We start from the raw sequence: 16,768 nt of genomic DNA, 5'->3' as shown, positions 1-16,768 counted from the left end.
TCTATTTAATTAAACTTTTTACCATACCTTTAAGTTTCACTAAAATTGATTTCGCTTCTTTTATTCCTAATAAAAGGAAAATACCTGCAAAACTTATAGTAAAAATGCTTAATCCTACTATAAATGTTAGCCATTTATACTCAAATATTAGGAACTCACTTGATAGATAAGTAACTATTCCAATTAATACAATGGAAACAAAAACCTTCCAAAAATCTTTATTCCATTTATTAAAGAAAGTCAATTCGAATTTTCGATTCGCATAAATAGCTAGCATGATGTAATTTATTGCCGAGGAAATAAATGTCCCCCATGCAATTGCCATTGCACCATGTGAATCAATGAATAAATAAATAACACTAATGTTAATAAGAAATACATTAATAATGCTGAAAATTACAGGTACAAATGAGTTCCCTTTTGCATAATAGAATCTGGTTACATAGGTATTTGCCGCTAAAAAAAACATCGATAATACGAAAATTTTTAAAATAGGTGTTGTGATTGCGGTAGATTCTAGTGTGAATTTTTTATATTCAAAAATAACTTGAATAAGATTCTCTGCATAAAAATAGGAAAAAAGAGTTACAGGGACTAATAGTATGATTAAATATCTTAGTCCAGTCGTATATAAATTCTTTATAGCTGTTTCATCTTTCTCCGCAACTTTTTTACTTAACATCGGATAAATGACGGTAGTAACCGCTGTCATCAATATAGCTTGTGGAAATTGTGTGAGCTTCGACGCATAGTTTACAGCGGAAACAAATCCATCTGAGAGCATTGCAGAAAATATACGCTGAATAAGGGCGTAAAACTGAATAGTTGCTCCTCCGAGCATAATTGGTAGTGCTAGTAACCAAAGCTTTTTCGTCGACTCCGATTGTTGAAATGAAAAACCAATCGGAAACTTATCCAATTTTTTATACCCTTTTATCAAAAATCCAATCATCAGTATTGCACTGAGTAATGCACCAATTCCGTATGCAACTGGACCATACCAATAATACAGGACTAATGAAATAATTAAAAAAGCAGCATTATAAATTAGAATAGAGAAACTGGATAGATGAAACTTAGCATTTACATTTAATAACCCACTATACCATGTGGATAAAACTAAAAATATAGTAGAAGGTAACATCCAATAAGACAAGTTTTGAGTAAGTTCTCGCTCTTTCTCGGTCAAATCTCCAAAAAATAAATCGATCGTTGGATTAATAAATAGAAGTACTACCGCAATTAATGCTACTATCGTAACCAAAACTGTTGTAAAGGTTTGCTTAATAAACAATCCTTGATCTGTCTTGGTTTGATTATAGACAGATATAAATGCTGTGGTAAACGCCCCACCTACTACTAAATATAGAAAATTTGGTATAGTATAAGCTGTAAAAATGCTATCTGCTATATAGCTTGTCCCAAATTGATAACCTATAATCATATCTCTTAAAAAACCAAACAATCTAGCAATAATATTAATAACAGCGACTGCTCCGATAATTTTTAAAAACTTATTCATTGTCTGTCTCCCTGTTTAATTGCTGATTCGTAAATGGCAATAAGCTTTTCTGTAATTATTTTTTCATCATGAATGTTTAGTACAGTTTCTGCACTTTCTTCCGCGTAATAGTCTGTCTCTTGAATGGAGCGCAGCATTTCCTCTGCAAGTGCTTTTGCATTTTGTACTTCAACTAAATGGCCAGCTCCATTCTCAAGCAATGAAACAAGTCCTCCCACACGTGATGCAATGACAGGTGTCCCAGTAGCAATTGCTTCTAATGCTACTAAACCAAACCCCTCAATATGAGAAGGAAGTACAAATACGTCACTTGCCTGAAACCAAGTAACCAGCTCTGATTGTTTCACTGGATCAATTAATAGAACATCTTCATTAACTAGTGGTTTAATTTTTTCTATAAACGACATATCTCTTCTAGATCCGATTATAGCTAGTTTTACTTTCACATCTGTCTGTTCTTTTACCTTTTGAAAAGCCTGAAGCAGTTCCTCTACTCCCTTTTGTTGTATAACATTTCCCACAAAAGTGAATAGGTATACGTCAGTAGTTAACTGAAGAGTTGCACGGGCTTCATTTTGATCGCCACGTTTAAAAATTTCTCGATTTACCCCCATACTCATAATGGTAATTTTACTAATAGGTATATTAAAATCCTCTTCTATTTGCTTCGCAAGAACTGGACCAACCGCAATGACATGAGCACTTTCTCGCAAAATCATACCTGTCCATTTACGAATACGAGCATTTTTTTTCGCCATTTTTTCAATATCACCACCGTGAGCTGTCACTACATAAGGAATACCAAACATCCTTTTTAATAGTAGAGAGAACATTCCGGATGGAAAAACGTAATGTGCATGTGTGATAGATATCCTATTACTTTGAAATAATCCAGTTTTCATGACACGTAGACCCCAGGCTGCGTACTTTTTCAATGCATTTTTCGCACCTGTTGCAGGATTTGTATTTACCCCAACCTCCACGTCCATTCCAGCCTTCTTTAGGGAATCTACTTGATTTTTCACAAAAATTCCGTAAGAGATATGGTCTTGAGTTGGATACATATTACTTATGACAAAGACTTTTTTCATTTTAAATTCACTGCCTTTTGAAATTGAGAAACTCCCTTTAATGCTTCTTGATTTAGATGAGCGGAAACCTTCTTCGTATTCTCTACAGTTGACTTCCAATCTTGAGCCATCTTACTAAAAGCTGCTGCAAATAGCGTAGCATCATGTTCCACTGCATCCATTGAAAAACAATATTCCCCAAGATTTGCAAGCTGCATAAAATCATTCACTTTCTTATGATAAGAAACCGCGATAATTGGCGTTTGCGTATCTGTCGCAAGAATTAGTGAATGTAGTCTTGTTCCGATGACGATATCTTGTTCTTTTGTAATAGCTAGAATATCTTGTGGTGGCAAGTTACGATCGATAATCACTACATTTTCCTTTGATGTCATCTTCGCTAAGATATCCTTTGTTACTGCAGCATCCTGTGGATATTTTGTAGCAAAGAAGGTAATTTCTACTTCACGTTCCGCAGAAAGATTATCTAAATTTCTTGCCATACTAGAAATATAAGCATCATACTTCTCTTCATTGCCTTCTGGCCAGTAATTAGCATTGTAGTAAGGTACAGCTGTCACACCTATTTTTCTTGGAGCTGCTGCATGGACTTTCCCTTCTCGTTTCAAAGTAAATGCTGGGTCTCCAATAATAGCAACTGGCTTCTTCACTCCAATTGATTCTAAAAGTTGTTTTGACTGAGGATCTCGAACAGAGACACTATCTGCATGCTTGCACATATAGTTAATAAACCATTTCCCTAGCGAAGTATTGAGTGGACCAGCTCCACAGCCATAAACTACATAACTTGTCCCAGATCGTTTAGCCATCATTGCATACGAACCATATAAAGGGGCTTCCCGTTTATACAAATCCATTAGAATGCCGCCTCCACCTATGACAAGCAAGTCGAAAGCAGCTACGTATTTTTTATTCAATTTATACGTTTTAATAAATGTCTTCACTGCATTTCCATTTTTATAATAAAGAGGGTAACTATCTACACCATACCGCTCAGCTGTTTGAGCCGGGTTATTACTAAATACCGTAATATCCTTACTTTTAATAGAGAATGTGCTTAATAATTGCTCAATAATACTTAATAAAATAGCTTCATCGCCATTATTGTCATTTCCGTAATTTCCTACAATACCTATTTTCATATACTTTCATCCTTTTACACATAATTATTGATTATATCATAACAAAAGCCCCTCTACATAACGCGGAGGGGCTCAAATTAAAGACAAAATCTAAAGTCGAAGGTGTCACTTCAGACTGTCTTGAAAACGCTTGTCTAGGAAGGCAACCTAAGTTCGTCGCATCCTTGCGACAACGGTTGCATGACCCACGTCCTGTGTGTCCGCGCGCTAGCACGAGGCGGAAGCGAATAGAACTTAGGTTCATGAGCTTACAACGATGTGCAAGTAACGAAGAATGAAAGCGTTGTGCTCCTGCGCAAGCTCGTCGCAAATTTAAAACACATTTGTCAACAGTCTGAACGCCTCTACATAACGCGGAGGGGCTCAAATTTATCGATGAATAGATCGATATAAAAATACGCTAAAATGCATTCGAGTAACTGGGACACTTGGCTTAAATGTGCCATCTGCATAACCAGTTGTAATATCATTAAATGCTAACGCTGAAATGGATTTCTCAGCCCAGTAACCACTCTTCACATCACTAAATTTAGTAGTGGAAGTTCCTGTTAATTTATACGCATTAGTTAAAATAGCAGCCATTTGTGCTCTTGTTAACGTACCTTGTGGATCGTATAAATTATTTTCTTTTCCACCAACAATTCTTGCATTGGCAACGGCAGCAATTTCTCTGTAATAAGGATGTGTGGTTGGAACATCTTTAAACCCAGGATCCGTCACACTTGTTAAGTCAAGTTTCAATGCACGGCTTATTAACACTGCAGCATGAGCACGACTTAAATTTTGTTCCGGTTTAAAAGTCGAATCCTCATAACCATGAATGTATCCATTATTTGTTAAATACACAATTTCTTTTAAATAAACATTTTTATTAGAAACATCACTAAAAGGTGATTGGAGAGAAGATGCAGGTTCTGTTACTTCTACATCAACAGATACTTTCTTTGTCCCTAGCTGAGCAATTATCTTTCCTTTTCCTGCAGTGTTGCTAGCAGTGAACTTTCCATTACTTGCAATAGTACCAATATTACCTTCCACAGTCCAACTCAGTTGGCTTGGATTATAGAGAAGTCCATTACCCGCGGCATCTTTTGCTGTCGCAGAAAAATTAATGGTTCCACCAGTATTTATTGTTTTAGCAGAGGAAGCTATAGAAAGTGTTGCAGGTTCCGAAACAATCGTCACAGGGAACGACTGGACTGCAGATTCATAGTTTACTAACACTCGATCTTGCCCTACTTTGGAAGCTGTGTACGTATATCCATTTATGTTTACCAAGTTGTTCTCGGATGAAATAATTACTTTTGAAGGATCAATCGTAATATTATTATAGTAAGCGTCCATAACATAGTTTAATTTTAATGTAATGGAAGAACCTAGTAACATGGTTCCAGTTTTATCTCGAGAAGCATTAATATGAGCTGGGCTACTTGTCGGTGCGGTACTTATAGCTTCTAAAATAGTAGAAACTCTCCGTTCATATCCATCAGATGGTCGATTCGCAAGCACAACATTGTTGCTTCCGTAATTACGAATGCCCATAGTTGTAGAGCCGCCACCATCTAAATTAATCGCTCGGTCAAATCCTAACTTTACTAGGTAATCTGCAAATTGCGTTAAAGACATTCCTTTGCTAAAGGACCCTAATCGACCATCTACTGTCACTAAATGAACTTGCTTCTTGTCAGCACTAATCGCTATAGCACTACGTGGAGCTATCTCTGTTGCTCGACTACTACTTGTATTCATTGTTATATATCTTTGGCCGTCTTTTACAAGCATCGGTCCACTTCCAAGCATGAACTGCGAATTTTTCCAGTTTTTATTTATATCAAAACCAACGCTTACTTGCTCCCCAATTTTCATATTTTTAAAGGAGTCGATCCATTTTTTTCCATTTACCGATAAAACAAACCCGTTCTTAGGAACTCTAATGACTTCCTCTGAACCATAGTCTCTTATTTGAGTGATTTTACCAGTCAATGTTTGACCAAAATAATTAGACGTAACAGGTTCTTCCGTTTCGATAACAAATTCTAAACCATATTTATTAGACCCTGTAGTCGTACCTACTTTTAGAGGTGTAAAAATAATCGCTTCATTATCTTGTCTTTCTCTATTTAAACCAGTAATTTCATAGTCTTGATTATTGTATTTGAGGTTAATATCAAAATCAAAGCTTTCAATATCTGCCGTTCCATCTTCTCTAATCCCAAAAGCAATTGGTGAACTAACATAAGCCGAATACGAATCTGAAAGTACACCACCATTGACAATCTCATTATTTTGAGAGATTAAGTACATAGGAAATCCAGTAGACATATTATAGAAACCAGCATTCACTGCCCCTACTACTCTATTACCTTCAAAAGAATGACTATTAGCAAGCTTAGTTGTTGTCGCTACACTATTAATAGGAGACGGTACTCCAATTTTAAGTGCAGTATATGGATCTTGTAAGTTAATTGCTAGGTGATTAATCGAATTTGTATATGTATTCTTGTAAGTATAATTCTTATATTGAACACCTGACGAAAGTGGTAAATCCTTATTTACTACTTGAAAAGCGTTCGCTTGTACTGGTAATGCAAAGATTAATACTGCAGCAATTGTTCCTACTATAAATTGTGTCCATTTTTTCATCATGTATTATCGCTCCAATTATTTTGAAGCTCCACACCATCCTTTCGTATAGCTCCTAGCATAACAAAAGAAAATCTACTTTTCTATGAAACTATGGATACATTTTCAAAAAGATGGATATTATAGGAAAGAAATGACTACCTTTACGAATTTTAGTTGAGAGGTTACGCTGGGTTTAACCGGTTATGCTGCCTTCAATTCTATTTATACTGGTTTCAACTCCATTTATGCTCTTTTCATTCTATTTATGCTGGATTCGACTGTTTATGCTGATTTCGATCCTATTTATGCTGGCTCCGATTCTACTTATACTAGTTTCAACTTCATTTATGCTCATTTCATTCTACTTATGCTGGATTCGACTGTTTATGCTGATTTCGATCCTATGATGTATGCTGACTCCAACTCTATTTATCCTGACTTCCCCTCATTTATGATCACTCCCCATTTTTATTCCACAAAAAAAGCAGGAAATCCATGGAGGACTCCTGCTTTACATTATTTATCTTTAAAATGAATAGTGGGATACCACTTATTCATAGCTGCAAAGCTTCCTAAAATGATAAAGAAGAAAATTGTGTAGGCCTTCAGTTCCCAAATATTATAATAGAAACCGGAGAAACCAGTTGAGAACCATAATGCAATCATAAACTTCCCAAACGTTGTATGTCGCTCTTTCCAGAATAACAGAAGCATTCCTACTAGGAATCCTGCAAACAATAGAACTCCAATTACACCTGTTTCCGCAATTACTTGAATGTATTGATTATCCGAATAGAAGTTCTTACCACCATATATATCGGAGCGAATTCCATAGTTATCGTATATAGGGGATCCGTATGATAATGTTGCGGCTCCACCAAATGTTCCAAATCCAGAACCAGTTAATGGATAGTCACTAAATACTTCAAATCCCTTTTTTAAATAAAAGATACGTCCGCTCTGCGTCATTAAGGCTAGATTATCTTCATTAAATGTTTCTTCAAAACGTCCACCAATACTACCTGTAGGACCACGTTCAGGAGATTGTAATCCAAAACTTTGGAAAAGAGATACCCCTAAGTTGACAGGATAATAAACCAAGATAATAGATGCTATTCCAGCAATGACTAACCTTTTAATAAGCTTCCAATCTTTAGCCAGGAAAATGAAAACTGCTCCTAAAACTGCTGCAGAAATAAATGTCCCTCGTGAATATGTCAAAATAAATATACCGATAAACATTACTAAGCTTACATTCAAGAAAACTTTATAAGATTTATCCTTATATAAATAACTTAAAAATAGTACAGCAACAATTCCAAACATTAACAATAAAGCTAATGAATTTGGATTTCCAGGCAAGCCATAAATTCTTACAATATTTGTGGCAGAAAGCGTTTTATACTTCCAAACGTCCGGCAGGAGCCATTGACGCATCGATAGTTTTTCTACTAACCCATGAATAGAAACTAGCCATGAAGTTAAAAGAGTAACCCACGCAAGACGTTCCAACCATGAAGCAGGTAGTATCGTGCGGGACAAAATATAATACAGCATATACATAATAAGAAATGTTCTTAACTGGAAAATAACAGATGCTATGCTGACGTCATTCAATAATCCAATAATTGAACCAAAGAATAAGAACGCGAAAAATAACCATTCAAACCATTTAAACGTAAGTAGACTTTTTAAATTTAATTTACTTGAAACAAGAAGCTTTGCAAAAACGGCAAATGTGATTATATCTCCAGCTAATTTTAAGCCTGGGTTTATTTCGAGTAGAATTGGTCTTATCGAAACATAGGGAACTAAGAACAGTAGGCTTTGGAATGGCTTAATATACGCAAAAGCCACAAAAAATATAGAAGTGATTATTATTGTTAAATTTGATGGTAAAAACATACTGATAATAAGAAATAAACAAGCTGCTAGGAAGGTTACAAGATCCTTCTTTGTGATATGTTTCTTAATTTGTGACATTCGATATTCCCTTTCTAGTTCATAACTTTTTAAAGCTAACCTATTATAACATCTATTTGTCTAATTGGCGTATAGTTTTCGTTACAATTTCAAAACAATTAATTGGACAAAATACCCTTATTTTACTATAAATCTTCTGATATTATAGTAGATAGCTTATAAGTTATAAAAGGGAGGTATTGGCTAGTGAAGAAGTTTTTAGTCCTAGCATTAACATTATTAGTAATTTTTAGTACATCCAATCTTGCATATGCAAGCGATGTTGATTCTCACCAAATGAAACATGAATTAAACTATTGGATCGCGAAAGATGTCATTCGGGCAGATGCAAAAGGAAATTACAATCCGAATAAAGCAGTAACACGAGGGGAATTTGCCTCATATATTACTCGAGCTTTTGAATTACCACCGTCTACTAAGTATAAATTTAATGATTTAAAAGCGAATAATAGTTTAACAATTGAAATCCAAAATGCTGCTGGAGCCGGAATATTAAGCGGATATCCAGATGGATCATTTAAGCCAAACCAAGAAATTACTCGCCAACAAATGGCTGGAATGCTCTATAAAGTGTTCAGATATTTGGAGTTACCTTTAGAAGAAGTTCAGCTAACTTTTAAAGATGCTGCAAAGATCGACCCTTCTTTTACTAAAGCAGTATCAGCGAATGTAAATTTAAATATTATTCGAGGAAGTACTGAAAAAGCGGGTGTCTATTTCTATCCAAAACGAAACGCAACGATTGGACATGCATCGGCATTTTTATATCGCATGGTGGCAGCAATTGAACTACTTAAACCAGAAGTTGAAGAACCTACAACACCCGAAATACCTGTGAAACCTCCAGTGGAACCTCCAGTAGAAACACCTACATACCGACTGGACACAATGGTGAATGGAGAAATCATAAAAGGAAATAAATATAATTCCTATGAGGAAGCATTAGCTAAATGGTCGGCGGGCACACAAGTAATCACTTATAATGATAAGATTGTAAAAATGAATTCTGGACTAGCAAGTGCAGCAGACACAAGTAAAAATTATACTTCTATCTATAGTAATAAAACTCTCACAAATGAGATTACGTATACTACGGAAGGTCGAGAGATGAAATACATAGGAAGTGGTCCTGACTACGTAATCGTTCAAGTTGGTGGGACAATAGGATATGCAAAACATAGTGAAGTAAATTTAACACCGACGCAAGCAATAACAGAAGAAACAAGGGACAGATATGTGAAAAATGGATCTGGGATGTTAAATCACTATATATATAATCATCTTACGAAGAAACTAGATTACTATACGGTAGGTCCAGCTCCAGATTTCATGATTCCATTCACTGATTATTTTAGCTATGACGGTGTTCAATTTTACGATGCAAAAGGAACTCTAAAAGGAACTTTCTATTCTTATTTCCAATTCCAATCTCTGAGACAAACAACCAATTACACAGCAGAGGAATTAGACAGTTACATTATGAATGTACTCGCTGAAAAAGAAGCGACGAAAATTGCTCGTTATGCAAACGCAACACAAAAATCCAAACTAATTGGTCTAGGTACTTACTTAAAAGAGATGGAAGCAACATATCGAGTGAATGCGATGTTTATTTTAGCTGCAGCAATGCATGAAAGTGATTTCGGTATTAGTAATTATGCACAAACTATCAATAACCTATATGGAATTGGTGTTTTTGATTCTGATCCTAATGCGACAATGTATGCAAAACCAGAAAATAGCGTGTTCGCCTTTGTCACACGTTTTATTAATGCAAACTACGGGCTTCCATCAGCAAAATATGCAAATGGATTAGTCCCAGGCAATAAAACAACTGGCGTCAATGTTAGATATGCATCAGATCCATATTGGGGTGCTAAAATTGCCGGACATATGTATCGCATAGACTTGGCACTTGGTTCAAAAGATTATCAGCAAGCAACACTGGCAATGACAACTTCGAATAGCATATTAAACGTTCGCGCTACTCCAGAAGTAAACAGTACAAATAAACTATATACTTATGCTCAAAAAGAGTTAGGCGTAAATGAAGCATTCGGATATCCAGTGGTAATCGTAGACGAAGTACAAGGAACAGACGGCTACACTTGGTACAAAGTTCTATCGGACACACCACCGCCAGCAGATTATGGTTGGATACGTGGAGATTTCCTTAAGAAGATATCCTATTAACTATTAGAAATGGGTTTGTCATAAAAGTCGTGAAAATCGACTTTTGCTGACAACCCATTTTTTTATAGCTTTGTTAAACAATCATGTTTGTTACCTGCCGAAAATCCGCTTGCTTCTCGCGGACGACCTACCAAGCCTCCTTGGGGCTGGTCACAGGCCCTTCTGCTTCGAAAAGTGGAGCCGACAGACGCAAATCCGTTGCCACATTTATTTTATGGTGATTGGAGTGGAAGGCGGCGACTCCAGCGGGAACAGCATGAGCTGAAGGCCCCGCAGGAGCGAAAGCGACGAGGAGACTGAAGCCACGCCCGCGGAAAACGTCCGTCAGGAACGGAAATCAATGCATTAATAGGGCCCTATTAGCTCTTCTCTTAATTTTAAACACAAAAATAGCTGGCCCGAAGTCAAATTTATACTTCTGGACCAGCTATTATTCTTTATGTATTTTATTTAATTCTTTCCAAAAATGTGTTCATTTGTTTATTTGTTACGTAATCGTTAAGACCATAAGAACCGTCTGGTTTTCCAATTGTAATTCCATTTTGTGCTAGGATTTGCACATACTCGCTTGCCCAATGTGTACTATTAACATCAGTAAATGCAAAAGTTCCGTTTCCTGGCTTTAAATCAAATGCTTCCACTAATACCTTTGCAACATGTGCTCTTGTAATTGGCTTAGAAGGATTGAATTTCCCATCTTCAGTACCTGAGAAAATTTTAGCTTCCGTTACTGCATTAATTGCATGGAAATAGTCAGATGTAGCTTTCACATCTTTGTATCGAATGGTGCTATCTGTACTTGATAGTTTTAATGTATCTGCAAGCTTCTGTGCTACTTCTGCTCGACTTGCGTAAATACTCATATCGATCGATGCAGATTTCACTTCTTCTACTCTTTTAGCACCTATGTATTTATCTCCCCAATAGTATGGATCATTTATAGAAGCAACACTTACTCCTTTAGAAGTAGCGGAACTTATAAATTGGTTAGCACCAATATATATCCCTACGTGAGAAACACCATTTCCAGTTGTATTAAAGAATACTAAATCTCCTACTTCTAAATCACTTTTGCTAACGCTAGTACCTATTTGATATTGGGACTTTGTATCTCTCGGAATATCTATCTCTAAGTCTTGAAACACCTGTTGTACAAATCCGGAGCAATCAAATCCTTGTGTTGTAGTACCTCCATATAAATAAGGAACACCTATGTATGTATGAGCTTGCGTTTTAATTTCGTTAGGAGAAGCAGCACCAGCTACTGTAGTATTTATTAAAAGTATAGAAGAACTAAGTAAACAAACTTTCAAAATCTTTTTAAACATTCTCTTTGAATCTCTCCTTTATTCTTTCTATTAGTAATACTATCATCTTTAAATAGCTTCCAACATTACAGTTATATATCAAATAGATAACAAAAATTTCGCTTTAGTAAATGCATAAGCCTTTAGAACCTCGATAGCGAAACACTTGTAGGATGTTATTCACAACAAAATTTTAATAATTCCCTAGACAACAAAAAACCATTTCGCAAAAATACGAAATGGTTTCTTGCTCCATAATATTAAGGAGCTGAATAATAATCTACAATACCATTATAAATGGATTGAGCATAAATCTCTAAATACTTATCACTGATCAATTTATTAAGATCTGCTTGGTTTGTAATAAACCCTAGTTCAACTAAAACAGAAGGTATATCTACCATCCTATTAACATAAAAATCCGCTTCTTTTATTCGGCGATCAACCATATTTGCATTTTTAACAATTTCAGAATGAATTTTAGTAGCCAGTAATTTACTTTCAGCTCCATTATCATTTGATGTCAGATTATAGAACGTCTCTGTACCTGTTACGGAAGCATTATTAATTGCGTTTACATGAATACTTACATAGATTTCTGAAAAAGTTGATTTTGCTAAAGCAACACGAGCCGGAAGTGTTGGATAGGTATCACCTGTTCTAGTCATTATAACTGTGGCACCTTGACTTTTAAGCTTTTGCTCTACCAGTTTTGCAACTTTAATAACAACGCTTTTTTCAGTCACTCCTTGACTAGAAGATCCTGGATCTGTACCACCGTGGCCTGGATCTATTAATATAATTCTGTTTTTTAACACACTACCTGATTGATTCAAAAGCTTTAAATATGATTTATGTGTATAACCTTCTCCACCATCATATTTCACTTTCGCCCAAAATCCATTAATACTTTGTACAGAAACCATCATACCTTTTGTTAATTTTCCTACAGTTGGATAAGAAGCACCTGGACCACTGCGGATATTTACTGAAGCAACTGTTACTTTACCAGCTAGATTTCCTAAACCAGTCGGTGGTGGTGTAACAGGTTCTTCAGGACCGTCTGTTTCTGAACTTGTGTACTTAGCATTAATATAGCCTGGAACTCCATTCATTTTTACTAAGTACCATCCATCGTATAAACCGTATGTTTCTACCTTTTCATTTTCGAGAAGCACCCCAACTACACTAGAAGTCGCTAATGGTTTACTTCTTACATTCAACTCAGCAGAAGTAATCTGAACTTGTCCAGTAGATTCTTTAATAGGTTGACCATTGATATCTAAGAAAGCTGTAAAATCACTACTGATATAATGTAACTCTCCCTGATAATCTACTTTCAACCAATCGCCTATTTTTTCATAAACTTCTAAAATGTCACCATTATTTACTTTGCCGACAATTGTACTAGATGTATTTGGCTCAGTCCGAACATTTAATGTATCATTAGTTAGAGTAACGATTACTTTTCCGATGGATTGATCGCTATCCGGGGTAGTTATCCCCCCTACTTCTAGCTTAAAAGTATCTTCCATTCCACGAGCTACGAAGAGTGCAAAATGTTTACGTGTAACTCCATTATGAGGCAAATACTTATTACCGTCCCCTTGCGTAAGTCCATTATAGTAAATAGCTTTCACATACTTTGCAATATTGCTAGTTTCCGCTATATCTGTAAAGATAATTGGCTTATTTGCAAATTCTGTTAGGCTCAAGTTGAATGCTTTTGCTAAAGCAATACTCATGTCATCTCTTGTTAAAGGTTTATTAATTCCAAAAGTTCCATCGCTATTTCCTTTTAAGAAACCAGACTTTACAGCGCGTTCTATGTAGCCTGATGCTTCAGTCCCCACCTTAACATCTGTAAAACTAGATTTGCTTACGATTAATGGTTTTTGATTACTAGCTTCCACAAGCATTTTTGCTGCTTGAGAACGTTTTAATACTTCGCCTGGCTTATAATATTGCTTACCATTAACTGTATATCCTTTTATTATTCCTTTGTTATATATGTATTCAATTTCTTGATATCCTTCATCGGAAGTAGAAACATCCGAAAATATTTGATTTGCGCTCGCTTTAGTAGAAAACGATGTAGCCGCAATAAGCACGAGACTTGAAATAAACATTTTTTTTAAAAAACCTCTCACTTTTGTTCTCCTCTCTATCCGTCTTTATTAGATACTATCAAAGATATCCATCAAATAATATCCTACATTTTTACTCTATTCGCTATTTTTTCACTAAATTCCATGTTTCAAAAAAAAGAAATTTGGAGATTAAATACATTAGTTTCATATAATCCCTTCAAATGACCATACATTTTAATAGATATATTTGTTATGATAGTTATTGACATAATTTTAGGAGGTAATATTTTTGAGAATTAGAAAGTTTTTTGTATTTTTTCTAACAATATCCTTTATTTTCAGCATCCATACCACTGTTACACAAGCAGAGTCGATAGATCAAAAATTTATAGATATAAATAATAATTATTGGGCTAAAGATGAAGTTACTCAATTAGTTGGTTTAGAAATTATTAATGGATATCCTGATTTACATTTTAGACCTTCTGTCGACGTATCACGTGGGCAAGCCGCGAATTTATTGACAAGTGCTTTAAAACTTCCCGATTCTCCCTACCAGCCCATCTTTACAGACATTAGTGCAAAATCTAGTTATTTAAAAGGGGTTATGGCCACGTATAAGGCAGGTATTTTTAACGGAAAACCAGACAAAACGTTTGGGGCTGGAGATACGTTAACTCGTGAGCAAATGGCTTCCGTTATTGCGAGAGCTTTTGAATTAGAAAATACGGGAGAAGAAATTTCCTTTAAAGATGATTCGAAGATTAGCGCGTCCCATAAAGAAGGTGTAACACTCCTTGCACAACACAAGATCACTACAGGTAAAGAAGATGGTACGTTCGATCCGAAATCAGGAGTTAACCGAGGTACATTTGTAGTGTTTTTACACCGTGCAATGGTTGCAACAGGAAAGATCGAGCCATTATCAGATGTTACTTTTAACGAAGCACCAACAAATGGCAAGTTGGAGACGGTTCGAGAAATACAAAATATCGTTGAGGTTCCACTATCTACTGGTTATAAAACATACATTCGCTCTAAAAACGATTTAAAATATTTAGGTGAAACAACTACTGAATACGGATACGCAACTGATACTGTATATACATATCGCGTGGTAAATTCAAAGGCAACTCTAGAAATTACAAGAAGAGACTTTCCAAATAATGACTATCTTGTTTTCACTAGTTTAATTAATGATTCCAATACGCCTGTGCAGCTTGATTTACTGATGAAATCATCAAACATTGAGAGTTCTAAGTTAATAAGTTATGACCGTTTTCCAATAGAGAAAAATGAAGATGACACTTTTGGATACGACCCTACTACCTATCCCAAAGGTATTGTCGAAACTAAAACAGTCTCAAACGATGTCTATCAAACTATGTTTAGTAAGCTATATCGCTCGAAGCAACTTACACTCACATATTCAGACGAAGCAAAGAGTGTAACAAGAGATCTTAAAGCAGAAGTTGATGCATTTTCCGATATTCAACTTGGAGATGAACAACTCACGGTTATACCACTTAAATCTTTAGGTTCAGACATTGTCGATTATTGGTTTATGAAATCGAATGAGCTTCTATTTAAAACAAGAGCTTCTATGGACAGTTGGATGTTAGAATCGGCGGTGAACTACCGCAAGCGAAACTCATGGTATACAGCAGATGGACCATACAATAAGATGGCTGTTACTGTCGAACCAATGCCTTCTTCATACAATGGATTTGGTCGAAACTTACTGATGGTAAAAGAAGATCGTATATTGAAACTCTATGAAGAGAATAAAGAACGATATTTTGAAAATCTACTGATTAATTCATTTGTTAACCTTCAAGTGTTTAAAGGTGATAAGACTTATTGGGAGACAGAAGTAACTAGTACGTATTTAAAAAGTTTATATGGAATTACTGCACCTTTTGTAGATACTAGATTTAATGAGCAGATTGCTCTTTTCCTATATAAAAGTGGAAAAGAGTTTGGTCATGATAATTATAATGAAGCACTAAGAAATTATGCTGATCTATTAACTACTCAGAAAAGTAAAGGAAATTATATTCCAGTTGACGGTAATTCTTACTATATCTCTGACTACTTCCCTGTTACGCAAAATGTCACTACTCATTCATCTATGAACCACGCACTTGGGGGGATGAATATTCTACTAACTGCTTATAACGAGTTTGGTGATGTGAAATATTTAACAACTGCTACTAGTATTCAAACAGCAATTAATAAAGATAAAAATTTGTGGATTCGACCAGATCATGATATATGGTACAAAGTTTCTCCTAAAAGAGAATTTGTTGGAAGAGATTATAATCATCTAACGCTGGAAGATTTAATAAACTCCTATACACTTTGGCAGGATATCGATCCAAGTCACTTACCATTTATTAAGGATTTAATTGTTTCAAAAGCTACGTATTTAGATCAAAATCAATTAGGGTACACAACTAAGATTAAAGAAGGCTTTGAACGACTAGGTATGCTGGATTTATTACCTAGAGGCCCGGAATATACGGACGCTAATTAAACAAGCGAAAAGCGCAATTTATAAGCCAAATCTGTTTGCACTTGTTACCGGAGTGCTTTGGACTAGGCGTTTGGCTACAACATTACTGAGGGGAGGAAAGTGACTGGTGTCACTTTCCTCCCCTCATACTGTAGACAAACTCAATTTTGGGTGCATAGAGTTGTAAATTAAATTCGGCAAGGACCACCACTTCGCTTTCCGTGGGCTTGGCTTCAGCCTCCTCGTCACTGCGTTCCTGCGGGGTCTTCTGCTCAAGCTGTTCCCACAGGAGTCTTCGTG

At 35.6% G+C, this 16,768-nt stretch carries 9 protein-coding genes; 2 read left to right on the top strand and 7 right to left on the bottom strand.

The window, feature by feature from the left end; all coding sequences use genetic code 11:
* Position 1: 1 nt before the first annotated feature.
* The 5 genes from murJ to MHH81_RS04155 form a co-directional block, all read right to left on the bottom strand.
* Positions 2-1,522, bottom strand: coding sequence for a murein biosynthesis integral membrane protein MurJ (gene murJ / locus MHH81_RS04175; RefSeq protein ID WP_340918229.1), 1,521 nt, complete (start codon positions 1,520-1,522; stop codon positions 2-4).
* A complete protein-coding gene (locus MHH81_RS04170) occupies positions 1,519-2,613 on the bottom strand; it encodes a glycosyltransferase (protein ID WP_340918226.1) in 1,095 nt (364 codons plus the stop codon). The genes murJ and MHH81_RS04170 overlap by 4 nt, the downstream gene beginning before the upstream one ends.
* On the bottom strand, positions 2,610-3,755 hold the full coding sequence (locus MHH81_RS04165) for a polysaccharide pyruvyl transferase family protein (protein WP_340918223.1): 1,146 nt from the start codon (positions 3,753-3,755) through the stop codon (positions 2,610-2,612). Before MHH81_RS04165 ends, MHH81_RS04170 begins: the two co-directional genes overlap by 4 nt.
* A gap of 369 nt (positions 3,756-4,124) precedes the next feature.
* Positions 4,125-6,401, bottom strand: coding sequence for an S-layer homology domain-containing protein (locus MHH81_RS04160; RefSeq protein ID WP_340918220.1), 2,277 nt, complete (start codon positions 6,399-6,401; stop codon positions 4,125-4,127).
* A gap of 495 nt (positions 6,402-6,896) precedes the next feature.
* Positions 6,897-8,363, bottom strand: coding sequence for an O-antigen ligase family protein (locus tag MHH81_RS04155; protein WP_340918218.1), 1,467 nt, complete (start codon positions 8,361-8,363; stop codon positions 6,897-6,899).
* A gap of 186 nt (positions 8,364-8,549) precedes the next feature.
* On the opposite strand from MHH81_RS04155, the gene MHH81_RS04150 reads away from it, so the two are divergent.
* Entirely contained in the window at positions 8,550-10,556 is a 2,007-nt protein-coding gene (locus tag MHH81_RS04150; RefSeq protein ID WP_340918216.1) for an S-layer homology domain-containing protein, read from the top strand.
* Positions 10,557-11,002: 446 nt separating this feature from the next.
* On the opposite strand, the gene MHH81_RS04145 is transcribed toward MHH81_RS04150, so the two are convergent.
* Both MHH81_RS04145 and MHH81_RS04140 read right to left on the bottom strand, forming a co-directional pair.
* Positions 11,003-11,884, bottom strand: a complete 882-nt coding sequence (locus MHH81_RS04145; RefSeq protein ID WP_340918215.1) for a C40 family peptidase — start codon at positions 11,882-11,884, stop codon at positions 11,003-11,005.
* Positions 11,885-12,123: 239 nt separating this feature from the next.
* Entirely contained in the window at positions 12,124-14,013 is a 1,890-nt protein-coding gene (locus MHH81_RS04140) for an N-acetylmuramoyl-L-alanine amidase (RefSeq protein ID WP_340918212.1), read from the bottom strand.
* Between the two features lie 229 nt (positions 14,014-14,242).
* Between MHH81_RS04140 and MHH81_RS04135 the strand changes: the two genes are divergently transcribed.
* Positions 14,243-16,489, top strand: a complete 2,247-nt coding sequence (locus MHH81_RS04135; RefSeq protein ID WP_340918210.1) for an S-layer homology domain-containing protein — start codon at positions 14,243-14,245, stop codon at positions 16,487-16,489.
* The last annotated feature ends 279 nt before the right edge of the window (positions 16,490-16,768 follow it).

The organism is Psychrobacillus sp. FSL H8-0484 (assembly GCF_038005325.1).
Lineage (GTDB): Bacteria > Bacillota > Bacilli > Bacillales_A > Planococcaceae > Psychrobacillus.
This window is presented reverse-complemented; position numbering and strand designations above follow the sequence as displayed.